Source organism: Cryobacterium sp. TMB3-10 (genome assembly GCF_004402305.1).
Taxonomy (GTDB): domain Bacteria; phylum Actinomycetota; class Actinomycetes; order Actinomycetales; family Microbacteriaceae; genus Cryobacterium; species Cryobacterium zongtaii.
This window is the reverse complement of sequence record NZ_SOGH01000018.1, coordinates 18,545-39,072: the sequence shown is the minus strand read 5'-3', so window position 1 is coordinate 39,072 and position 20,528 is coordinate 18,545. Positions and strand designations below refer to the sequence as shown.

The 20,528-nt window shown below is 64.9% G+C and carries 21 protein-coding genes; 7 read left to right on the top strand and 14 right to left on the bottom strand.

Annotation, left to right across the window (positions count from 1 at the left end; all coding sequences use genetic code 11):
• Positions 1-82 precede the first annotated feature (82 nt).
• From E3T22_RS07045 to E3T22_RS07005, 9 genes are all read right to left on the bottom strand, one after another.
• Positions 83-1,105, bottom strand: coding sequence for an NYN domain-containing protein (locus E3T22_RS07045; protein WP_134480476.1), 1,023 nt, complete (start codon positions 1,103-1,105; stop codon positions 83-85).
• Between the two features lie 101 nt (positions 1,106-1,206).
• Positions 1,207-1,821, bottom strand: a complete 615-nt coding sequence (locus tag E3T22_RS07040) for a CueP family metal-binding protein (RefSeq protein ID WP_134480477.1) — start codon at positions 1,819-1,821, stop codon at positions 1,207-1,209.
• A 72-nt stretch (positions 1,822-1,893) separates the two neighbouring features.
• The gene (locus E3T22_RS07035; RefSeq protein WP_166789279.1) at positions 1,894-2,862 is read right to left on the bottom strand and encodes a diacylglycerol kinase family protein; all 969 of its coding nucleotides are present in this window, start codon (positions 2,860-2,862) and stop codon (positions 1,894-1,896) included.
• Positions 2,859-3,308: a phosphatase PAP2 family protein gene (locus E3T22_RS07030; RefSeq protein ID WP_166789278.1), complete on the bottom strand. Its 450-nt coding sequence runs from the start codon at positions 3,306-3,308 to the stop codon at positions 2,859-2,861. The genes E3T22_RS07035 and E3T22_RS07030 overlap by 4 nt, the downstream gene beginning before the upstream one ends.
• Before the next feature lie 101 nt (positions 3,309-3,409).
• Positions 3,410-4,048: a dihydrofolate reductase family protein gene (locus E3T22_RS07025; protein ID WP_134480480.1), complete on the bottom strand. Its 639-nt coding sequence runs from the start codon at positions 4,046-4,048 to the stop codon at positions 3,410-3,412.
• 58 nt (positions 4,049-4,106) lie between these two features.
• Positions 4,107-4,763: a YigZ family protein gene (locus E3T22_RS07020; protein WP_134480481.1), complete on the bottom strand. Its 657-nt coding sequence runs from the start codon at positions 4,761-4,763 to the stop codon at positions 4,107-4,109.
• Between the two features lie 23 nt (positions 4,764-4,786).
• Positions 4,787-5,500, bottom strand: coding sequence for a GAF and ANTAR domain-containing protein (locus E3T22_RS07015; protein WP_088455409.1), 714 nt, complete (start codon positions 5,498-5,500; stop codon positions 4,787-4,789).
• Positions 5,493-6,257 (bottom strand): GAF and ANTAR domain-containing protein, encoded by a 765-nt coding sequence (locus tag E3T22_RS07010; RefSeq protein WP_134408280.1) that lies wholly within the window; start codon positions 6,255-6,257, stop codon positions 5,493-5,495. Before E3T22_RS07010 ends, E3T22_RS07015 begins: the two co-directional genes overlap by 8 nt.
• A gap of 115 nt (positions 6,258-6,372) precedes the next feature.
• Positions 6,373-9,771, bottom strand: coding sequence for a BTAD domain-containing putative transcriptional regulator (locus E3T22_RS07005; RefSeq protein ID WP_134480482.1), 3,399 nt, complete (start codon positions 9,769-9,771; stop codon positions 6,373-6,375).
• 78 nt (positions 9,772-9,849) lie between these two features.
• Between E3T22_RS07005 and E3T22_RS07000 the strand changes: the two genes are divergently transcribed.
• Positions 9,850-10,638: a hypothetical protein gene (locus E3T22_RS07000; RefSeq protein WP_241980037.1), complete on the top strand. Its 789-nt coding sequence runs from the start codon at positions 9,850-9,852 to the stop codon at positions 10,636-10,638.
• Positions 10,639-10,688: 50 nt separating this feature from the next.
• Positions 10,689-11,744: a DNA polymerase IV gene (locus E3T22_RS06995; protein ID WP_134480498.1), complete on the top strand. Its 1,056-nt coding sequence runs from the start codon at positions 10,689-10,691 to the stop codon at positions 11,742-11,744.
• A 36-nt stretch (positions 11,745-11,780) separates the two neighbouring features.
• Here E3T22_RS06995 and E3T22_RS06990 read toward each other — a convergent pair whose 3' ends face one another.
• Together E3T22_RS06990 and E3T22_RS06985 are read right to left on the bottom strand one after the other, a co-directional pair.
• The gene (locus E3T22_RS06990; RefSeq protein WP_134480483.1) at positions 11,781-12,335 is read right to left on the bottom strand and encodes a hypothetical protein; all 555 of its coding nucleotides are present in this window, start codon (positions 12,333-12,335) and stop codon (positions 11,781-11,783) included.
• 498 nt (positions 12,336-12,833) lie between these two features.
• Positions 12,834-13,523: a hypothetical protein gene (locus tag E3T22_RS06985; RefSeq protein WP_134480484.1), complete on the bottom strand. Its 690-nt coding sequence runs from the start codon at positions 13,521-13,523 to the stop codon at positions 12,834-12,836.
• Positions 13,524-13,720: 197 nt separating this feature from the next.
• Here E3T22_RS06985 and E3T22_RS06980 point away from each other — a divergent pair, with 197 nt between their 5' ends.
• Together E3T22_RS06980 and E3T22_RS06975 are read left to right on the top strand one after the other, a co-directional pair.
• Positions 13,721-14,377 carry a CatA-like O-acetyltransferase gene (locus E3T22_RS06980; RefSeq protein WP_088457889.1) on the top strand — a complete coding sequence of 219 codons (657 nt, stop codon included), beginning with the start codon at positions 13,721-13,723 and terminating at the stop codon, positions 14,375-14,377.
• 120 nt (positions 14,378-14,497) lie between these two features.
• Positions 14,498-15,418 carry an aminoglycoside phosphotransferase family protein gene (locus E3T22_RS06975; RefSeq protein WP_134480485.1) on the top strand — a complete coding sequence of 307 codons (921 nt, stop codon included), beginning with the start codon at positions 14,498-14,500 and terminating at the stop codon, positions 15,416-15,418.
• A 300-nt stretch (positions 15,419-15,718) separates the two neighbouring features.
• On the opposite strand, the gene E3T22_RS06970 is transcribed toward E3T22_RS06975, so the two are convergent.
• Positions 15,719-15,928, bottom strand: coding sequence for a hypothetical protein (locus E3T22_RS06970; protein ID WP_134480486.1), 210 nt, complete (start codon positions 15,926-15,928; stop codon positions 15,719-15,721).
• A 97-nt stretch (positions 15,929-16,025) separates the two neighbouring features.
• Positions 16,026-16,397: a hypothetical protein gene (locus E3T22_RS06965; RefSeq protein ID WP_134480487.1), complete on the bottom strand. Its 372-nt coding sequence runs from the start codon at positions 16,395-16,397 to the stop codon at positions 16,026-16,028.
• A gap of 486 nt (positions 16,398-16,883) precedes the next feature.
• Between E3T22_RS06965 and E3T22_RS06960 the strand changes: the two genes are divergently transcribed.
• A complete protein-coding gene (locus E3T22_RS06960; RefSeq protein WP_241983624.1) occupies positions 16,884-18,164 on the top strand; it encodes an LCP family protein in 1,281 nt (426 codons plus the stop codon).
• Positions 18,165-18,213: 49 nt separating this feature from the next.
• Here E3T22_RS06960 and E3T22_RS06955 read toward each other — a convergent pair whose 3' ends face one another.
• A complete protein-coding gene (locus E3T22_RS06955; RefSeq protein ID WP_134480489.1) occupies positions 18,214-18,633 on the bottom strand; it encodes a hypothetical protein in 420 nt (139 codons plus the stop codon).
• Positions 18,634-18,873: 240 nt separating this feature from the next.
• Here E3T22_RS06955 and E3T22_RS06950 point away from each other — a divergent pair, with 240 nt between their 5' ends.
• Both E3T22_RS06950 and E3T22_RS06945 read left to right on the top strand, forming a co-directional pair.
• Positions 18,874-19,980 (top strand): hypothetical protein, encoded by a 1,107-nt coding sequence (locus E3T22_RS06950; RefSeq protein WP_134480490.1) that lies wholly within the window; start codon positions 18,874-18,876, stop codon positions 19,978-19,980.
• A 177-nt stretch (positions 19,981-20,157) separates the two neighbouring features.
• Positions 20,158-20,511 carry an LCP family protein gene (locus E3T22_RS06945; protein ID WP_166789277.1) on the top strand — a complete coding sequence of 118 codons (354 nt, stop codon included), beginning with the start codon at positions 20,158-20,160 and terminating at the stop codon, positions 20,509-20,511.
• Positions 20,512-20,528: the final 17 nt, after the last annotated feature.

Sequence of the window (20,528 nt, the reverse complement as noted above, 5' to 3'; positions counted from 1 at the left end):
CACGCTCAGCGCGGCCCGCGCTGGGTCGTTAGTCCCGCAAGGTGGGGGTATGGGCCCGCCGCGGGCCCGAAACGCCGACGGCTCAGTGTCCGGCGTTCGCCTCCGGGCGCAGCCGGATGAGGCGCTGCGAGCCGTCCTCGGCCAGCTCGGCCAGGGCGCTGCGTGAGGAGAGGAAGTCGGTGAAGGAGCGGAAGCCGAGCGGCTTCTCGTTGAAAGACGGGTCCATCCGACGCATCTGGTTCTTGACCGTGCCAGTGTTCAGCCACTCGTCGTCATCGCCCTTGGCGTGACCGATCTGTAGCGCACGAACGAGAAGCTCCGTCGCGAGCGACTGCGGGTCGATGTCTTCGGCCGCTTCCGGCTCGTCGTAGGGGGAATCGTCGGTGTGCGAGAACATCGGGATTGTCGTGAGCTTGCGGGCCGTGCTGGCCGGCGGTGCGGGCTCCACCTCAACGGGTTCGGCAGCTCGGCGGCCACCCTTGGGCTTGTCAGCACGGGCGGTGTCGGCGTCGGCGTTCGCGGTGACCTTCACGATTCCGGGCAGCGAGTCGTAGTCCTCGAACTCGTCGCACGCGGCCGCGAGAGAGGTGCTGGTGGACCCGGCGACACCGATGCCGACGACGAAGCGGCCCAGCCGCTTCGACTTCTGGGCGAGGGCGATGTAGTCGGAGTCACCGGCGATGATGATGACATGGGTGAGATCGGGCAGCCGAAAGAGGTCTTCGACCACGTCGACGGCCAGACGGATGTCGGCGCCGTTCTTCGTTCCCCGGGTGGTGGTGGTGAACAGCTGGGTGAGGTCCACCGCGCGGGACATCAGCTGGCGCTGGTAGCTAGCGTTCACGGGCACCGACCAGTCGGCGTATGCGCGGTTGACGACCAGCGTGCCGAAGGATGCGGCGAAGTCGATGATGGCGTTGAAGTCCACCGTCGCGGCGGCCAGCCGGCCGGCGACCTCGGGGTCGGCATCCCGGCTCGTCTTGTCGAAGTTGCGGATGCCGTCGCGCTGGAAGGCGTTGCGGCCGTGCAGCTGCTGATAGCGCGAGATGACGATGTTGTCGAAGTCGATGTACAGGCCTACGCGTGCGTCGTTCGGTTCGGTCATGGTGAGCTCCTTAGCCACAGGCGGAAAACTCAATAGCGATCCGGTGCTTCCAGTCTGGTGCGCGTGGTGCGGCGAGAGCAACTCGGAGCGCGCACGGACGGTCAACTCAGTTGCACGGTGGTGACACAGGTGGGATCGTCCGTGCCGGTGCCGACCGGCACCTCCGCGGTGTTCTCACCGTCGTCGATGCGCATCGTGAGCTCGCGCCCGGCCGGGAGCCACACATCGAAGAATCCGTTCTCAAACGTGGTGACGGTCTCGTCGAGGAACACCTCGTTGTTGGCGTCGTCGGTGATCGTCACCTGCAGCTCCTCGTCGGCGAGTTCCCCGACGCAGGTCGTCAGCGAGTGGAAGTAGCAGTCGTGAGTGTCGTTCAGATAGGGCGCGACGGAGAGGTGGAAGTCGTCGGTCGGGAGGGGGACGCCCACCTCGTCGTCCCCGCTGGAGAGCAGTAGCTCGTTGACCCGCACGGAGGCCATCAGGCCGGCCGGGCGCTCGGCCAGTGGCTGCGACTGGAGCTGCTCAATGAGGTCCTCCACGTTGGCGGGCGCCGCGATGTCGAACTCGGCGAGCATCGACTCGGCATCCACGCCCAGCCCGACCGGGCTGTCCGGAGCGGTCGGTGTGGGGGTGCTCTCGCCGCCGCTGGAGCAGGCCGCGACGGAGACAAGGAGGACTAGCGTGCCAAGGCTCGCTGCGAATCGTGAACGGATCATGTCTCCAGCGTGCTGCCGACCGGTCGCCGGTCCCAGCGACAAAGGTCCTAGTGGCGCGGATACTCAGCGTTCTCACGGGCGGTAGATCTCGATTGCCGCCGGTAGTACGCGCACGGTCACCGCGCGCGTACCGCCGGGGATGAACGGTGGCGCCTTCTGAACTTCCCCGTCATGCGCGTAGAACTGGGCGCTGTCGGTGTTGGACCGCAGGGTGATTGCCGTTCGCGTGAACACGAGGCTGTGCCGTGGAGCGTGGAACATCGGCTCCGGACCGTGGTCGGTGCGACTGCGGGTCCGGCTGGACAGTAGGGAGAGGAACCCACGTCCGCGGGATCGGGCTGTGGAGCGCAGGATCCGGACATCCAGGACCCCGTCGTCGAATCCCTGCCGTTTCAGTGGGGCGCCTCGGGGCGGGGCGTAGCGCCCGACTCCGATGAACATCGACCAGACGCGAAGTTCCTGGCCGTCAAGACTGCCGTCGAGGGGCGCGGCAGTGAATGCGGCACGTAGCGCGGCGGCGAGTGTCGCCAACGGCCGGCCGATGGTGGGCTCCATCCTGGTGCGGAACTGGACGAACCGGGGGTACACGCCCACGCTGAGGGTGTTGAGCGCGAGGACCCTGCCGCGATCGCCGAAGTCGATTTCTGCGAGGTCAACCGCGGATCCGGTTCCTGCTTGCGCGGCAGCGATGCCCGTCGCCAGATCGGGAATCCCGACCGTGAGCGCGAAGTGGTTGAGAGTGCCACCCGGCAACACGAGCAGGGGCAGGTGGGTCTCGGACGCGACCTCTGCCGCTGCGGCGACGGAACCATCGCCGCCGTACACGCCCAGGATGGTGGGCGGGGTGGTCGAGCCCACGGCAGCACGCATCACGTCGGAGATGCGCTCGCCCTTGCCGAGGACATGCACAACGGCGTCGGGCATTTCGCTGTCCAGGATTGGTTTCGGGTCCGGCCGTCGCTTGGTTTGGCCGGAGTGCGGATTGATCACGAGGAACAGGCCGGCGCCGGTGGGCGCAGGTCGGAGCCCCTCGCCGGTCACAACGCTGCCCGACGGCGGTGGAGGGCGGCGTCGGCCGCCGCGATGGCCGTCCCCAGCAGGGCTCCACCGACCACGTCGGAAAACCAGTGTGAGCCGGTGTGTAGACGGGAATACGCCACGGCCACGGCCATCGGCACGAACACCATGGCGAGCCTGGGGTCATCAAGCGACGCCCCCACCGCGAAGGCGAAGGCGCTGGCGCTGTGGCCGGAGGGGAACGTCGCCGAGGTAGGTGGCCGCGGAAGCCGACGACGACGGGGAACACGACTGAGCAGGGGGCGTGATCCGCCGAAAAACTGCTTGCCGAAGAGGTTGGCGGTGAGGCTCGCGATACTGAGCGCTGTGATGCCGCGCGCGGCGGCGGACCGGTTGCCGGTTGCCACCAGGACGGCGCCGGCTGCCGCCCAGAGCTTTCCGTGATCGGCAAGCGAGGACAGGCCGACCATGGATCGATCGAACCGGGCCGACGTGGGCCGGCCCACACGATCGAACATCGTGTGGTCAAGGGCCCGGATGACGCGCGCTGGTCGCACCCTTGCCGCTGGCATCAGGTGTCGAGATCCTCTCGGCTCATGTCGCCCGTCGCCGGCACCGAACCCGTCGGACCGTACCGGAGGAGAACCGCTCCCTTCTCCGAGGCCGGCTCGGCGCCGAGCAGCTCCAGGGCCATCGGGGGTCCGTCGTCGGGGAACAGTCTCTTGCCAGCCCCGACCACGATCGGATATACCCACAGGTTCAGCTGGTCGAACAGGCCATCGGCGACCAGGGTGCGGGCGAAATCGATGCTTCCGATCACGTGGATTTCCCGGTGCCGCTTGCGCAGCGCGGTCAGCTCCCGGGCGAGATCGCGGCCGAGCAGGTGCGAGTCGCGCCAGCCGAGTTCCGGCGAGCCCCGCGACGCCACGTACTTGGGGATCGAGTCGAACGTGCGGGCGATTCCGGCGGCGGGCCCGTCGAGTTGATGAGGCCAGTACGCCGCGAAGATGTCGTAGGTACGCCGCCCAAGTAGCAGCGCGTCCATGGCCTGGATCCCGGCGTTGACCTGGGCGCCGACGGTGTCGTCGAGCAGGGGCGCCTGCCACCCGCCGAACGCGAATTCGCTATCCGTGTCTTCGTCGGGACCGCCGGGAGCCTGGGCGACCCCGTCGAGGGTGGTGAAGTGGTCGATGTGAATCCGACCGGACATATGATCTCCCTTCGGCGCGATGCAGCCCACTGTAGGCCTCTGTTGCCCCGGCGGGGTGTCAGGCGGGTTCGACGTCGACCCATTCGTGGCCGAGGCTTTCCAGGTGTTCGCCTCCGGCCGTTACGTGGGCGACGATCGCGGCGAGCCGCTCGGCGTCATCATCGGCGATGTGCAGCACGGCGTCCTGCCCATAGTCCGTGCCCAGGATGAGCACACCGCGCTGGCGCAACTCGGCCTCGATGCGGCCCGCATCCGTATGGGGGAGGGTGAGCGTGAACAACTCACGGCGTTCGCGTTCCACGAGCGCCCCGAGGGACTGGGCCCGATCGATGGTGGTGGTCACGGCGTCCGAGTAGGCGCGCACCAGACCGCCGGCACCGAGGAGCGTGCCACCGAAGTACCGAGTGACGACAGCCAGGCAGTCGACCAATCCGCGTCCCGACAGCGCCTCCAGCATGGGGCGCCCCGCGGTTCCGGATGGTTCCCCGTCGTCATTCGAGCGGCGCACCTGATCGGGGGTGCCCCGCGGCCCGATCACGAATGCCGAGCAGTGGTGGCGAGCGCCCCAATGCTTCTTGCGTGCCTCGTCGATCGCCGCACGCGCGGCATCCTCGGTGTCGATCCTGACGAGACTGCAGAGGAATCTGGATCGTTTGACGTCGATTTCGGCCTCAACATGGCTGCCGAGGCCGCCGCGCAGAGTGAGATCAGACATGTGCCCAGTCTCGCGCAGTTGGATCAGAGGCTGAGCTCCCGGGCGACGAGACTTTGCGCGACCAGGCTCAGGGACGTCTGGTGCGAACGGGCGTGTCGGCGAATGAGGTCGAAAGCCATCTCAATCGACACATTTGCGGTTTCCGCGACGACGCCCTTGGCCTGCTCGATGATGATCCGGCTCGAGAGAGCTTTCTGCAGCTGATCGCGAAGCGTTGAGGCATCACGGATGGTGCGCTCCTGCAGGATGCCGATGGTCGCCACGTCGGCGAGGGCCTGTGCGGCCCGGATATCGTACTGATTGAGCTCCCCGCGCTCGTTCCGCATGAGATTCAATGTGCCGATTGTCGTCTCCCGGAGTCGCAGGGGGATGGCGTAGACCGAGTGGATGCCCTGGGAGCGGGCGGTGTCGCAGAACGCTGCCCAGCGGGAGGAACCGACGTCGATGTCCGGCAACGACACCACGGTACGGGTGCGGAAGCACTCCAGGCAGGGCCCCGCGTCAGCGTCGATTTGCATCACTTCCACGAGGGTGTTCGCCTCGCTGGTGGAGGCGACGACCTCGAGCTTGTCTGCGGCATTGGCCAGGAGAATTCCGGCGGAATCGACGTCGAGGAGATCGCGGCAGGTCTCCACCAGGGTTTGCAAGAGCTCGAGGACGTCATATCCGACAACGAGGGTGTCCGCGAAGGTGGCGAAGGCATCAAAGAGCAATTCGAGGCGGGTCGTTTCATTCATGAGATCGGCCCGTGTTGGTCAGCGCGGTGAAGCGGATCCGCCGTTCGATGACGTCCTGGGCGATCTGGCGCATCGGACGATTCTCGGCGAAGGCCCGCGCCTGGATGATCAGGTGTGCGTCCTCGGCGGTCGTTCCGAGTTGGGCTAGGACCATGCCCGTCGCCTGATGGATGAGTCGCCGTGAGAATGTCGTCGTATCGTCGGGGATGCTGTCGGTGCTGATGGCGTGGCGCAGGATAATCCGGCTGACCAGGGCTGAGAGGGCGAGCGTCTGCCCCTGTTGCTCGGGGGTGAGGGAGACCGGGGCTATGGAGTACAGGTCAACGGCGCCGATCTCCAGCGGGCCGAAGAGAAGCGGAAAGGCGAAGATCGCCCCGATCTCCTCCTCACGAATGGCGTCCAGGAAGGTCGGCCAGGAGACGCTGGTCGTGGAGGCAAGGTCGGGTTCGAGAACAGGTTCCCGGTTGACCAATGCGTCCCAGCACGGACCTTCACCGAGGTCGAATTGCAGTTCATCCACACGCCCGGCGCGGGCATCCGTGGCTGAAATCGTTTCGGCGCCAAGAAACGATCCGAAGGTCGAGATCGAGGCGCCAGAAATGGGCAGAAACCGCAGGAATGGACGGGCAAGCTCGGAGATCCGGGCTCCGCTATCGGACAGGGCATCCGATGCCATCAGGAACGGATCATTCGCCATCACTGCTATTCCTCCTGTTTTTTGCCAGAGTACGCGGCAGAGATCGGCTAGCCAACCCATTGCATTCTGGCGCGGTTAGTCGTAGATGACGGCAATACCCTGACGCTCCAGCTCAGCTGGCCGTCCCGCATGGCTTGCAGCTGTTCGGTGTGTGTCCGACCCAGTCCGTGAGGGATCAATCGCGGCATGCCGGCGTGTAGGGCCGAGCGCCCAGGAGCTCCCCCCACTCCTGTTCGGTCAGTACCCGTCCCGCGACCTGGCACGCGCGTTCCTCCCAGGCCGCCGGGTCGGCGATGACCACCTGCGTACTCCCATCGGATCGTTCAAGAGCCAGGGTGCGTTCGCTGCTCTCCGCACCGGCCGACCTCCGCACGACGAACTGGTCGGTGCGAAAACCCGCCGACCAGTCGCCGAGGTCCCACGTGATGATCGCGCCGTCCTCCCCGGCGGCCACCAGCTCACCGGTCGGCCGGTACTCGACCGCGGTGACCGCGCCTTCGTGATTACGAAGCGACTCCGCAACGTCTCCGGTCTCGGTCTTGAACACCACGACGCCGGTGCCGGCGGCGACAGCGAGGTGACTGCCGTCAGGGCTGAAATCGGCCACCGATGGAAAGTCAGTCAGCGGGACGGTGACGGGCGCTACGCCCCCGGTCGAGTCGACGATGCGCGCCGCGAGTAAGCCATCCCGGACCGCGATCCGACGGCCGTCCGGGCTGACGGCCAGAATCCCGGCTCCGGCGATCCGATCCAGCACGGCACCCGATGCCGTCTCGTACACCACGGTCGGTCCGAATCGGCTGGCGTACAGCCGCGAACCGTCCGGCGAGAATTTCACCGCGCCGAACTGGCCGACCCACCCGATTGGGGCGGCGAGCTCTGACCCGCTCACGTCCAAACTCAGGATTGTCGGGCCGGACGGGTTCTCTGCTCCGCCTCGCCACAGGGCGACACTCCCAGACGGCTCGAACGGGCGTGTCGCCGCGAGCGCCGCGAACAGGGATCCGTCGGCGGAGTACTCGACATCCGCCGCTGTCCCAGCCAGGCCTGCGTAGGTCGTCACGGACGAGCGTCCTCCGTCCGCGAGATCCACCGTTCCCGTTCGCCCACTAGGGCAGGGGAGGACGCTACACAGGTCCGATGTCGCGCTGTACGCGACGGTGCCCGAAGCGGGGTCGACGGCCGATGACACCACGTTCCCGCCGAAGGGGCCGTACTCGCCGAGCTGCGAGCGGCTGTCAAGATCGAAGAGGCGCACATCGTCATCGCTATCGATCACCGCTGCTCGAGTCCCGTTCTCCGCGACCGACATGCTCTTCGCAGCCACACCGTCTTCCTGGATACGAATGATGCTCGTCAAGCGGGGCGCGCGCGCGAAGACCCGCACAAGATTGACACGTGTTTCGGAACTGTCCCAGAGTTGGATGGCCTCGACCGCGAGCAGCAGCGCGCGATCGAAGTGCGGCTCCTCGAGCGCCGACGCGGCGACGCGGCGTGCCTCCCCAACCGTCGCACGCTCGCCCGCGAGGTTCGTCTGGAAGCCCGCGATGAGGCCCGCCGTGACAGCGAGGATCGCGAGACCCGCAGCGCCGGCCGACACCCATTTCAGACGTCGCACCATCCGGCGCTCTGTCCGCAGTTGCCTTTGGGCGGCCTCGAGCCCGGCGGACTCCTGCTCAGCCGCCGCGTTGAGGAAGTCTCGCTCGACCGGCGTGAGTGCGGGATCGGCCGCGTCCCTCCAGTGCTGGGTCGCCGTCAGCCGCCCGCCGCGATAGAGCTCGCTTTCGGGTCGTCCCATCGCATCCCAGGCGGCGGCCGCGGCTCCAAGGTGTCGCATGATCCGCTGGCCCTCGACATCGTCCGCGAGCCAGTCCTTCAACCGGGGCCATTCCCGTGCGAGTGCTTCGTGCGACAACTGCACCGATTCCTCGTCGGTGGTGAGCAGGCGCGCATCGACCAACCGATCGACGATCCTCGCGTGGGCGTCGTCGATCGAAATCCGTGAGCGTTCAATCCGACGAGCTACGACCGCACCGTCCGCGGATGCTTCGACGAGTCGGAGGAGGATGTCGCGCAGCAAATGCCTGTCCTCAGCCGGGAGCGCGGCGATGACCTCTTCAGCCGTCTTCGCGACGGCGCCCTTAATCTCACCGGAAGCCCGATAGGCGTCGACGGTCAGGACGCGGCCCTCACGCCGTGCCCACACCTGGCGCAGGGCGTGGGACAGCAGCGGAAGGTTTCGCCCATCGGCGTCGCGGACGAGGATCTCGACGAGGCCCGGCTCCAGGATGAGCCCGGCCTGCTCCGCGGGCTTTTCGATCACGGCCCGGAGCCCGTCGGGGCCGAGCGCGGTGAGCATGAGCATGTGCGACTGAATGATCCCGGCAAAGCCGTCGTGATCGGCCAAGTCGCCGAGACGGTCTGCGCGGATCGCGATGACGAGCAGGCCACGGTAGACCATGCGCTGCAGGGCGCCGAAGAACTCCCGAATCTCGGCGGGGTCGTCCGCGGCGAACGCGTGCTCGCATTGATCAACGATGAGCAGTGAGTTTCCGGGCGTGAGACCAACATCGCGCAGTGCATCGATCGGATGCTCGCCGGGCGTCACGATGGCGACTTCTCTGCCGCGGGCGATCATCTCCGCGCCGATCCCCGCCCTGACGAACGAGGATTTGCCGACACCCGATGAGCCGGTGACGAGCAGCACGCCGTGTTCGTCGAGCGCTCGCAGCGCCCCGGACAGCTCCCGCTCGCGACCGAAGTACCGCTCGGCGTCCTCCACGCGCGCGTGAGGCAGACCGAAGTACGGACACTCGGTACTCCCGGGCCGGAAAACTCGGTCGGACAGTAGGGATGGATCTTGCCGGAGGATAGCTTGTTCCAGCTCAGCGAGCTCCGTGCACGGATCCAGCCCCAGCTCGGAAGCGAGAAGCCCTCGCGCCCTGCGTACGGTGGCGATGGCCTCCGCCTGCCGCCCCTGGCGATATTGCGCCACGCTCAGCACCACCCAGCGTCGCTCCCGCAGTGGAGCTTCGGCGACGCGGGCGCGCGCCAATGCGGCGACCTCCTGAACCTCGCCGGCCTGGAGCCGTGCGTCGAGGAGAAGCTCCTCGACCCCCAACCGCATCTCCTCGAGACGACCGGACTCGATTTCTGCCGGCGCCCAGTCAATGAGGTCGACGAAGGGCTCACCTCGCCACAACGCGAGCGCCTCCGAAAACGTATGCGTGGCACGCTCGGGTTCACCGAGCTCCAGTTGCTGAGTGCCCCGCGCAACGAGTCGCTCGAACTGATCGGCGTCGACCGTGAGGTGCTCTGCGGACAGCCGGTATCCGAGTGCGGTGGTCTCGATCTGTGCCGGTGCGATCAGCCGGCGCAACCGCATGATGCATCCAGGAATGATGTGCGACCACGACGCGGGCAAGTTGTCGCCCCAGAGCGCCGCCGCGAGGGACTCGACCGACAGGGATTCACCGAGGCGGACCGTGAGCGCACTCATCACCGCACGATCGCGCGGAGCAAGAGGAATCCGACCGTCGTCAAGAGTCAGCGATCCAAGGACGCGTATCTCCATGACGCCACTGTGCGCTCGCCTCCGACATCAGTCAAGACGGCCGATATCGGGCCGATACCGGCCGGCTGGGCTTCCGGTATGCAGCTGATATCGGCGCGTCCTTTACTGACTTTGCAGCCATCTCGCTGCACGGTCCGAACGGAAGGATCAGACATGTGGACATCATCCCGGCGCTCAGGCGCCACTCATCCGACGCGTTCGCCGCTGGCGGGTGTCGTGGTCGCCCTGCTGGCGTGCGCCGGTTTCGCGGCCTGCACCGCAGCGGCCGAGAGGCCCACCCCCGCACCGACCGCGGAGACTGAAACGACCAAACCGCTGCCGGCGACCGGTGCCATCGACGCCGGCACCTACGTCGTCTACGGCTTCACAGCACCCTTCGAGGTCACCGTTCCAGACGGCTGGGAATCCTTCGGCTGGGGTGTCCTGAAGGATTGGGAGGTCTTCGTGAATTTCCTGAGCCCCGGCTATGTGCCGACGGATGCCTGCGCCTGGCAGGACGCGCTCGTCGCCGTGGACCCGTCGCCTGAGGCCTTTGTCGCTGCGATGACCGCGCAGGCTTCAACGGAGACCACACCGCCGGTTGAGGTCGTGATGGGCGACTATTCAGGCTTTGAGTTCGACTACTCCGTCGAGAGCGGCATCAACATCAACGACTGCGGCAAGGAACACGTCTGCCTCTGGTCGGAACAGGCCACCGACTGCACACGCGGGTACTCAATGGTGACCGAACGCGAGACCGAGCGGGTGCTCGACCTGAATGGTGAGCTCGCTCTCTTTGCGGTGGGTGAGTTCCAATCGGTCACTGACGAGTTGACGGAAGAGGCGCGCGCCGTCTTCGATTCGATCGAGTTCGTCCGTGAAGAGTGACACTCTCGACGAGGTCGGGGCAGACTGGCGGCGTGAGCGGAATCCCCTGGATACTGCACGTCGATCTTGACCAGTTCATTGCGGCGGTCGAAGTGCTCCGACGACCGGAACTTGCGGGCCGGCCGGTCATCGTCGGCGGTCGGGGTGACCCCACGGAACGAGCGGTGGTGTCGACCGCCTCTTACGAAGCCAGGGCGTTTGGAGTGGGCTCCGGGATGCCCCTGCGTATTGCGGCCCGCAAGGTGCCCGACGCCGTGATCCTGCCGGTTGATCAGGAGGCGTACCTCGCGGCGTCGGAAACTGTGATGGCTGCCCTGCGTGCGCAGCCCGGAGCCACCGTGCAGGTGTTGGGTTGGGATGAAGCCTTTGTCGGCATAAAGACCGAGAATCCGGAAATCTACGCCCGGCAAGTGCAGGCCGCTGTACTGGAGCGGACCCTGCTGCGGTGCAGTGTGGGCATCGGCGACACTCTGGTCCGCGCCAAGGTCGCCACCGGTTTTGCCAAGCCGGCCGGCGTCTTCCGTCTCACGGCCGGGAACTGGCTCGGTGTCTTGGGCAGCCGGCCCACCAAGGATCTGTGGGGCGTGGGAAGCAAAGTGTCTGGCCGGCTGGCGAAACTCGGTATCAACACCGTCGCCGAACTCGCCGCGACCGACCCCCAGGACCTGGTCCTGGAGTTCGGGCCCAAGATGGGGCCGTGGTACGCGGAACTCGGACGCGGGGACGGTGCCAGTGTTGTGGATGACACCCCGTGGGTCGCCCGCGGGCATAGCCGGGAGACCACCTTCCAACGCGACCTGACCGACCCTGCCCAGGTGGACGACGCCGTGCGTGAGCTGACGGCGCGGGTGTTCGAGGATGTCCTGCCCGAAGGGCGGCCCGTCATCGGGCTGACCCTCAAGATTCGCTATGCGCCGTTCGTCACCACGACCCGCGCGAGGAAGATCCAGGGCACATCCGATGGCAACGAAATCCTCGCGGGGGCCCTGGACCTCGCGACCGGAATCGAAGCGGGCCGTCCGATCCGGCTCCTGGGGCTGCGGGCCGAAATGGCCATGCCAGACGACGCCCGACAGGGCCATACTCCGACGCGTGGCGGTTGGTGACGGCGACACTCCCTTGCCTGTCAGCGCGGATGAAGGTCACTCCATGCTGGAGAACGGTGCGTACGGATCGAGGGTCTCGCCGTAATTGCGCTCGACCAAGCCGTAAGTCTCCCAGAGGGGTTCGCTGAGCGTTCCGCCGACGAGGCAGTACGATACGCCGGCTTCGGAGATGTCCGCTGCCGCGCTGTGATCGGTCAGATCCGAATAGACGAAAAAGTAGCCGTCTCCCCGGTCGATCACTGTGGAGTCGGCCAAGGGGGCGTTCTCGTAGTCGGCGCGGGTGCGGGGTGCACCAGTGACGGTGGAGGAAGTGTTGAACTCGATCTGATTCTGGGCTGAGGCATCCATGCACAGCCGGTAAGCGCCGTCGGCGGTGAGGGTGCCGGGTTCTGCGAGCGGTGTTGGTGCCGGCGTCGTCAAGGGGAACTCATCGTCGGCAGGCAGGCCTGTGTCCGGCGTCGGCGTCGAGCTGGCAGTCGGCGCCGCGGTTTTGACCGTCGCCGGGGCGTTCGACGGGGCGCACCCGGCGAGCACAACAGCGAGGAGTGGCACGATGAGGAGCGGACGGATGACGTTGCTGTGCTGGAACATCCTTGGCCGAATTACCATTCGCCGGCCGAGAGGTAGCGGGGGATGGCGTACACCGCTGAGGAAGTAGGACAGCACGAAGGCGACGATCGCCAGGGTGTTCGTTTTCCCGGACGGGGGAGTGGGGCAACATGCGGCTGTTCCGCTTGCCGTTTGTTGCGGCGTAGCTGCGTAGTTATGAGGGTCGCGACAACTGCGATCAGCAGTACGAGCATCGCTATGGTCAACAGATCCACGATCTCACCCCTATCAGCGGATGTGGGCAACCCCAATCCGAATAGCCAAGATGGTCGGGCCTGGAACACCGCTAGACCCGCTCCAGGGAGTCCACCTGAAACCTACTGGGGAACCAGTGACCACCCTCGCCCCAGAACAGGGGCAATGGGCCGTTTGCGTTGATTATCCGTCCACTCCACTGTCTCGAAATCCACGGGATGGGGGCAGGTGGCTTGAGAGACCACACAGGGGCTATGCCATTGCTGTCGGGTGGTGCGGTTTGTCTTAGAGGAATTTCTTGGCGGACGTGACCGTGGGGGTTTCGACCTCGTCTGGCACTCGCCACTCGAGACACACTGCCGCAGCCAATGTCCCGAGGGTGACGGCGACGGCCGAGAGACTGCCAGGCTGAATGAGCGCAGCCGCGATGAACAGTGCCATTGCCACTCGGAATCCGGCGGTGCGTAACCGTGGTCGAGGAATAAGCCCGGCTGCCAGGATGACGATCACGGCAGTGACTAAGACTGCCGTCACGGGCAGAAGGGGCTGGACCCAGTAGTTGGCGCCCGGCGCCTGATCGATAGGACGGGTGCTTGTCGCGTACCAGGTGGACCAGCTGAACATGGCGATGGGCAAAATTGAGATGCCTGCCATGAGCCGCGACTGTATTCCCGACGACTTCAAGTCCGCCATGGCGATACCGAGAGCGATCAGCAGAATAACGCCATACACGCCATACGTGGCCACTCCAACACCGATGTAACCGATGCCGTCTGCGCAATAGAACGAGCCAGGATCATCGCTGCCCATGTGATGGAAACTGCACTGGAAATGCAGGTCCTCCCGCACCAGTCCCAGCAGAAAGCCACTTCCCGCAAAAACGGATGCAACGAAGCCGACGCTCAGACTCAGTATCGCGCTGCCCCTCGGATTCACGGCATCCTGCTCATGTCGTCCCGCCAACAACACCGTCACAGTTCATCCGCCCACCCTATTGCGCCCTGGCGTCACCTGCCCAGAGTGCTGCGGGCCGGCACACACACCCCTTGCGCGGCGTTGGCCGCCGGGTGCGGAGAAAGAGAGAGCCCCCAACAGCCAGACGAAGGCCGGCCCGACGCTGCCGACCACGTAGCGGACCGGTGGAGCTGCCTACCCGACTTAGGCTCGAGAGCATGACACATACACGTGCGATCGATATGCACAATTGGCCTCGGCGGGAGCACTTCGAGCACTACCTCACCCGCGTCGAGTGCACTTATGCCATCACGGTCGAACTCGACGTCACAGAGTTGGTAGCGGCGCTTCGTGTCCGTCCATGGAAGAGCTATATCGCGCAGGTATGGGCCATCGCCTCAGTAGTGAATAGACACGTCGAGTTCCGGATGGCTCTCACCGATGAGAAGATCCCCGCGACCTGGGACATCGTTCACCCTGCATTCACCGTCTTCAACCCGGAGCGAGAGACGTTCTCCAACGTCTGGTCTCCTTTTCACGCCGACTTCTTCACCTTCCATGAACACGCGGCCGACGTCTTGGCCAGATACCGCACCTCCACGTCGTTTCAGCCGCAACCAGACATGCCCGCAAATGTGTTTGATATATCAAGCGTTCCGTGGACGTCGTTCACGGGGTTCAGCCTGCAGATACGCGACGGCTGGAAGCATCTTCTGCCGATATTCACCCTGGGTCGGTACAGGGAGTCTGGGGGGCGAACCATGATGCCCGTCGCCATTCAGGTGCATCATGCGGCCGCTGACGGTTTCCACACCGCTCGCCTTGTCCAAGAGCTGCAAGAACTCTTTTCCGACCCCTCGTGGCTCGCCAATTAACGGACCTGAGCCCGATGACGGACGTCACGCACGAGCGGCATGGGCGTCAGTAGTCGGATCGCGTGCAAACGCACCGGGCTCAATCACGCGCGAGCAAAGGTGTTGATTACGATGTGCAGCATGAGCGGCGGGCATGACCTTGGACCCCTGCCTGCCCGTGTCACTGTCGACAGCGAACTAGTGCAGCGGCTCATCGCAACACAATTTCCCCAGTGGTCCGCCCTCCCTGTCACGCCGGTCGCCCTCGGCGGATGGGACAACTGGACATTCCATCTCGGCCCGGAAATGTCGGTCCGACTACCTAGCGCGGCTGAGTATGCCCTCGCGGTGGAGAAGGAGCAGCATTGGCTCCCTCAGATCGCCGGCCAACTCCCGTTGCCCATTTCGACCCCTCTGGGGAAGGGACGCCCGAGCGAGGATTATCCGTTTTCGTGGTCCGTTTACGCGTGGCTCGACGGAGAGACGGCCGCCGCCGATCGCGTTGCCGACCCGCTTCGGTTTGCTGAGGACCTCGCCGACTTCCTCGAAGCGTTGCAACAGATAGACCCCACCGGCGGACCCCGCCCTGGTACGCATAATTGGTTCCGCGGCGGCTCACTGCGCACTTTTGACGCGACACTACGAAACGCGCTGAGTGTTCTTGAGGGCCGAATCGACGTCGGGCTAGCGGAGGACATTTGGGGCGCAGCTTTGAGCGCTCCTTGGGATCGTGCGCCAGCGTGGTTCCACGGCGACATCGCTCAGGGCAACCTGTTGCTCGTCGATGGCCGGTTGGCGGCCGTCATAGACTTTGGAACCTGCGGTGTGGGTGATCCATCCTGCGATCTTGCGGGAGCCTGGACACTACTGACCTCGGAGGGTCGAAATGTGTTCCGGAACCAGCTGGATATCGACGCTCCGGCGTGGGCGCGTGGGCGGGGCTGGGCGCTATGGAAGACGCTTTCTACCTATGCGGGGACATTCGACCAAAAGGACGACGAGTCACGAGGTGCTCTCAGCGCCCTTGAAGCAATCTTCAACGAATTCGAAAGCTCGAAGTGAATTGGCCGTCCGGTTAACGACGCTCTCCTTTATGAGGCATCCTGGCGGCATCGGCTCATGCCGTCGCGGCTGCGAGACTTCAGAGCCCTCGCTGGCCCCGCTCGATGTCGGCTCGCACGTCCGACATGGCTCGAGCGAGTTCCGGGTCGGAGCCTTGAAGATCCCGAGCAGCGGATGGGTTGAGCCGCCGCCGCGAGGACAGCAGGTAGAAGACCGCCAGAAGCACAAGATGCTCCCTCAACCCAGCTCAGCGCTCTGCCCGCGGGGCGTGCGGTGTCGTCGCATATCCCACGACGAGAGCTAAATATCGTCGTTGCGACTCTGCGTGTGTACCGTGAGTCCGACACCTGCGATCGCAAACATGATCCCCGCGATCAGGATGATCCATAGGTTGCCGGCACCTTGGAAGAGGATCATGATTCCCAAAAGGATCAACGCGGCGCCCTGCACGTAAGGAATATCGAAGTGTCGACGCCAGCCGGATTTACCAGTCTTTGAGGCTTCCACCATGGTGAGTTCCTTCCGGGATAGAACCGAATTGCACGCAGAAGTCCGTCTCTCTTTAGGGCGGCCGCAGGGGCCGTCGCCCGTGACGTTGCTCAGCATTTCAGGACAGAGGCGTAGCCTCGGCAAATTCTGACGCGAAGGGTGGCAGCAGCGCGAGCACGAAGGGATTCTGTACGTAGTAGAGCACCCCGTCTCGCCAGGCGAAACCACTGCCCATTGTCGGATCATCGCCGGGCTTAGACACGTACACCCATCCTTCGACGATTTCATCGACCACGTCGTGACCGTCGGCAGCAAACTCTGACTTAGTCACCGCCCATTGATCCTCATCCATGGCAAGCTGGCCAACGTACACGGCACCATCGAGGATCACGACATCGTTGATAAGGCCACCGCAGGCTATGCCATCGCTGACCATTCTGTCGACCAGGGGATCGACAGCGTCAGGCTCACTTGTGTGCAGTTGCACCACCTCGGCGGACCTCCCGAAAAGGTCCTGAGCCAGCTTCCCCGGCATGATGTCGTCGCAGCTTGCCAATGAGGTTTGTGCATGAGGAGAGACCGGCGCCTAGGACCAACACAAGAACGGCGGTGCCGTAGGTCTGGGCGGGAGATCTCATAATGTTGATGGTATTGCCGCTTCGTGCACTTCGTGGGCTGCCAACAGCCGGTGCTCCCGGTAGGGCCTCGGCATGTATGCCCCCAATAGGGGAGTGATCTTGGACGGAAGTGCTCTGTCACCGGTCGGTTCCGGCATTCGTTCGATTCATAAGGCGTAACGTGTGTGCTCGGTGCTCGCGGGGTGGGGGTCCTAGGGGGCGGTTGCGTCCACGGCGCTAATTTGGCTTCTGAGATGCAAGTGAGAAGGGGACACGTGTTCTCTGTCGGGTCTTCCAGTCCGATTCGCTATCCAGATCCGGGCTCTCGACCTGTCATGACGCGTCGAGCGTGGTGGCTCGTGGTCTTGAACATCCTGATGCCGGGATCTGCGCAGGTGCTCGCTGGTAGCCGCGGCCTCGGCCGGTTCGGCCTGCGCGCGTCTCTGAGCTTCCTCGCGCTGCTGGCAACGGCCGGCGTGGTGTACAAGGTCAATCCCGATCTCGTGCTCACCGTGGCCACCAATACGATCGGCCTGTGGGCCCTGGCCGCGGTGATGTTGTTCTACAGCCTGCTGTGGGTAATCCTGACCTTTGACACCCTTCGCCTGGTGCGTTTGGTGAGGATTCTCCCCAAGGCTCGGCCCTACATTGCAGGGCTGGCGACGATCGTCATGATCGTCGTGGCCGGCTCGTCCGGGTACGGCGCCTACGTGGCCACAACGGCAAGCGGGGTCCTCTCAACGATGTTCATCACGGCACCGTCAGAGCCGCCGGTCGACGGCCGCTACAACATCTTGCTCCTGGGCGGGGACTCTGGTCCTGACCGAGACGGTATGCGCCCGGACAGCATGTCGGTGGTCAGCATCGACGCCGAGACGGGGCAGGCCGTCAGCATCGGCCTGCCCCGGGATCTCACCCTGGTCCCCTTCCCGGAGGACTCGCCGCTGAACGCGGCGTACCCGAACGGCTATGGCTACGAGGACTTCTGTGATGTGACGGCGTGCATGCTCAACGCGATTTATACCGAGGTGGATCAAAAGAGTCCGGAGATGTACCCCAACGCCGTGGCCGCGGGAAGCGAACCCGGTATCGAGGGGATGCGCGACGCCGCACGCGGTGTCACCGGTCTCACGATTCAGTACTACGCGCTCATCGACATGCAAGGATTCTCCGACCTCATCGACGCGCTCGGCGGCGTGGACATCAACGTCGCCGAACGGCTCCCCATCGGCGGTCGGGAAGACGATCTCAGCGACGTCGAAGGCTGGGTGGAGCCGGGTCAGCAGCACATGGATGGCTTCAACGCCCTCTGGTACGGACGGGCCCGCCACGGCTCCAGCGACTACGACCGCATGGCCCGTCAGCGTGTCCTGCAGCAGGCGATCCTCACGCAGTTCACGCCCGCGAACGTGCTAACCAAGTTCCAGGGGATCGCAGCGGCCGGCCAGCAGGTGGTCAAGACCGACATCCCGCAAGGCGCGTTGGGGTATTTCACCAACCTGGTCGGCAAGACGAAGGCTCTCCCCATGGCCACCGTTGAGCTCGTCCCGGACAATGGGGTCGACCCTTCAGAACCGGACTACGACTACATTCGTGGCCTGATCGCTGCTGCACTGGCGCCGCCGCCGGCAGTGGAGTGAGCCCCCCCGCTCGAGGGTCCTCAAGCGCTGCAGAGCGCGCCGGCTACGCTCAGGCCTGGTCCGTCCTTGACAGTATGTCAAGTATGTAGTCGCGGTCTGTCTCTCTCGAGCCAACGCCGAAGCCGAGCCAGTCGGGCTCTCCTATGGTCCCGCCGACCCTGCAGAAAAGGCCGATGTCCCGCCCGTCGCTTCCTTCGGCCCGGTTCTCGTTGGTGGCTTCGATGTAGATGCCGATTGCACCGTCGTCGCGGACCAACGAGACGGCACTCTCAAACGGGGCCCACGATATGCCAGAAGGCGAAGCCGGGTTGGCTAGTGACAGGGTCTGAGCCTTGCACAGAGCGTAGGCGTCGATTGGTTCGAGGGGGGTGTCTGCGCCGCGCGCTGCCGCCGGGGCCGAGGGTGCGCAGCCCGTCAGGGCGAGGGACGCGAGGACGGCCAACATTGGCAGCATGACTGTGCGTTTCATGGCTCAAGTATGTGGCGTTGAGCACGGCTGGGCACGCCCGAGTTACGAGGCAGCCTGGTGGTCCAAACGCCGTGCGCGGGTGACTTGTCGGGGTGAGCCCAGTTTTTGGGGGTGCTGGATCTTCCATGCGGCCCTTGGCTGTGTCTCAGCCAGTGAGACACCCGCTGTCGACACCGATTCAGCGAATGTCACCTCATTCCTTTTGCTCAGGCCCTCTCAGTGCGCCGTTAGTGTCGGGATATGCGATCTCTGCGCTTTGCTGCCTCCACCGTCCTCGTTGTGCTGACCGCCTCGCTGGCTTCGTGCGCGGCCGTGGCGCCGGCAAGCGCCCCTGCCTCCTCGAAGGTCGCGGCCGAGACTATTGACACAACAACGCCGCTCACCTGCGCGGATCTGTTGTCACCAGACGCCGCGGTCCTGGCGCTCACGGGCACCGATGGTGTGACGCCCGCGCTGGTGGAGGCCGTACAGCCTTCCTACGCCGTCGAGCACGCATTGCTCACCGGAGCTGGCGGACTCGCCTGTTCCTGGCGAGCGGGAACGGGACAGGTGGGCATCAGCGATGAACAGGGCGATTGGGCGTATTTGAGCGTTGAGGTGCTGCCCGACGCGGCGGCCGACTGGGTGGCCCCGTATGCAGGCGATGTCCCCTCCGAGGAACACCGAACAGTCGGCCAGGTCGACGCGGTAACCAGCGCAGGCGAGTCCGGATGGCGGATATCCGCTCCCGTGGGGACCGCCTGGGTCGACATGCGGGTTACCTCGTCGGGTCTCATCAGTGGTGGGAGCCGATTCGAGGGTGCGTCGTTCGATGGCGTCCTCGATGCAATGATGCCTGCCGCAGAAACGACTTTCGCGACGATCACCGCGGCGACGGCTGACCAAGTGGGCTGGCCAAAGGGTCAGTTCCGCGAGGGCGAGGCACGCTGTGACGGTGGCCTCGACCAGGTGGGAATTGAGAACGCGCTGCAGCTTGACGGGGCGTCGGTGAAGTACACCCTGGTCGATTCGCGCGCGAAAACCATCGACGGACTCGCCGACGCTGTGGAGGCGCGAATCGGTGTGTTCAGGTGCGAGCTGTTCGCAGAAGGATTCGGGAACACTGAAATCACCGTCATACGCGGCTTCGACCCGTTCATCGAGGAGCTGGCGACGATGCCCGACATCTCGTCAGCGCTCGAACCGATCGTTCTCGACGGAGCAGTGGCAGGGGAGACGGCGCTGCAGGCGCGTCGTGAGGACGGGCCTCGCTCGCCTGTCTATTTCACTCTCGGCCAGACGCTCTTTGGCGTGGCATCCGACGGAGCGGCCACAGTTGCTGAGGCGATCATCGCCCAGACCCGATGAGAGCTGATTTCTGGAACGGGACGGTAACCCAGACTCCGGTGCACCCGCGCCTACGAGAACCCGGTCGCTGTGGCTGACAACGGCAGACGAAGCACGCGAGTTGTGGGAATCGCGCGTCACGGGCGTCTGAAAAGATCGAATCCGTACACGACCTTTCTGCGGTGGATGGCGATGGTGATGGCTGTCGCAGTCGTCAGCACGGCCTCGGTGGCCGCCATTGCCGTCTCGAACTTCAGTCAGAAGGTCGATGATAATGCCATCGACATCGGCGTCGGGCAGACCAATGCTCCAGCACCCCAGCTTGGAAGCTACAGAGAAGGGTTCAACATCCTCATGGTCGGCGTCGACAACGATGCCGCCCAGGGTGCCGCGTATGGTGAACGAGACGCGACCCTCAACGATGTGAACATTCTCGTGCACGTGTCTGCAGACCACACCAACGCCGTCGTGGTGAGCATCCCCCGTGACCTCATCGTGGCGCTTCACCGCTTGCGAAACAACGTCACAAGGAAAATCGAGAAGCTCACCTAGTGCCAAACGGTGCAAGG

What these genes read in the sequence shown, in the direction of transcription:
- E3T22_RS07045 (WP_134480476.1), bottom strand. Translation starts at nt 1,105, where the DNA reads ATGACCGAACCGAACGACGCACGCGTAGGCCTGTACATCGACTTCGAC.
- E3T22_RS07040 (WP_134480477.1), bottom strand. Translation starts at nt 1,821, where the DNA reads ATGATCCGTTCACGATTCGCAGCGAGCCTTGGCACGCTAGTCCTCCTT.
- E3T22_RS07030 (WP_166789278.1), bottom strand. Translation starts at nt 3,308, where the DNA reads ATGGTCGGCCTGTCCTCGCTTGCCGATCACGGAAAGCTCTGGGCGGCA.
- E3T22_RS07025 (WP_134480480.1), bottom strand. Translation starts at nt 4,048, where the DNA reads ATGTCCGGTCGGATTCACATCGACCACTTCACCACCCTCGACGGGGTC.
- E3T22_RS07020 (WP_134480481.1), bottom strand. Translation starts at nt 4,763, where the DNA reads ATGTCTGATCTCACTCTGCGCGGCGGCCTCGGCAGCCATGTTGAGGCC.
- E3T22_RS07015 (WP_088455409.1), bottom strand. Translation starts at nt 5,500, where the DNA reads ATGAATGAAACGACCCGCCTCGAATTGCTCTTTGATGCCTTCGCCACC.
- E3T22_RS07010 (WP_134408280.1), bottom strand. Translation starts at nt 6,257, where the DNA reads ATGGGTTGGCTAGCCGATCTCTGCCGCGTACTCTGGCAAAAAACAGGA.
- E3T22_RS07005 (WP_134480482.1), bottom strand. Translation starts at nt 9,771, where the DNA reads ATGGAGATACGCGTCCTTGGATCGCTGACTCTTGACGACGGTCGGATT.
- E3T22_RS07000 (WP_241980037.1), top strand. Translation starts at nt 9,850, where the DNA reads ATGCAGCTGATATCGGCGCGTCCTTTACTGACTTTGCAGCCATCTCGC.
- E3T22_RS06990 (WP_134480483.1), bottom strand. Translation starts at nt 12,335, where the DNA reads ATGTTCCAGCACAGCAACGTCATCCGTCCGCTCCTCATCGTGCCACTC.
- E3T22_RS06980 (WP_088457889.1), top strand. Translation starts at nt 13,721, where the DNA reads ATGACACATACACGTGCGATCGATATGCACAATTGGCCTCGGCGGGAG.
- E3T22_RS06975 (WP_134480485.1), top strand. Translation starts at nt 14,498, where the DNA reads ATGAGCGGCGGGCATGACCTTGGACCCCTGCCTGCCCGTGTCACTGTC.
- E3T22_RS06970 (WP_134480486.1), bottom strand. Translation starts at nt 15,928, where the DNA reads ATGGTGGAAGCCTCAAAGACTGGTAAATCCGGCTGGCGTCGACACTTC.
- E3T22_RS06955 (WP_134480489.1), bottom strand. Translation starts at nt 18,633, where the DNA reads ATGAAACGCACAGTCATGCTGCCAATGTTGGCCGTCCTCGCGTCCCTC.
- E3T22_RS06950 (WP_134480490.1), top strand. Translation starts at nt 18,874, where the DNA reads ATGCGATCTCTGCGCTTTGCTGCCTCCACCGTCCTCGTTGTGCTGACC.
- E3T22_RS06945 (WP_166789277.1), top strand. Translation starts at nt 20,158, where the DNA reads ATGGCTGTCGCAGTCGTCAGCACGGCCTCGGTGGCCGCCATTGCCGTC.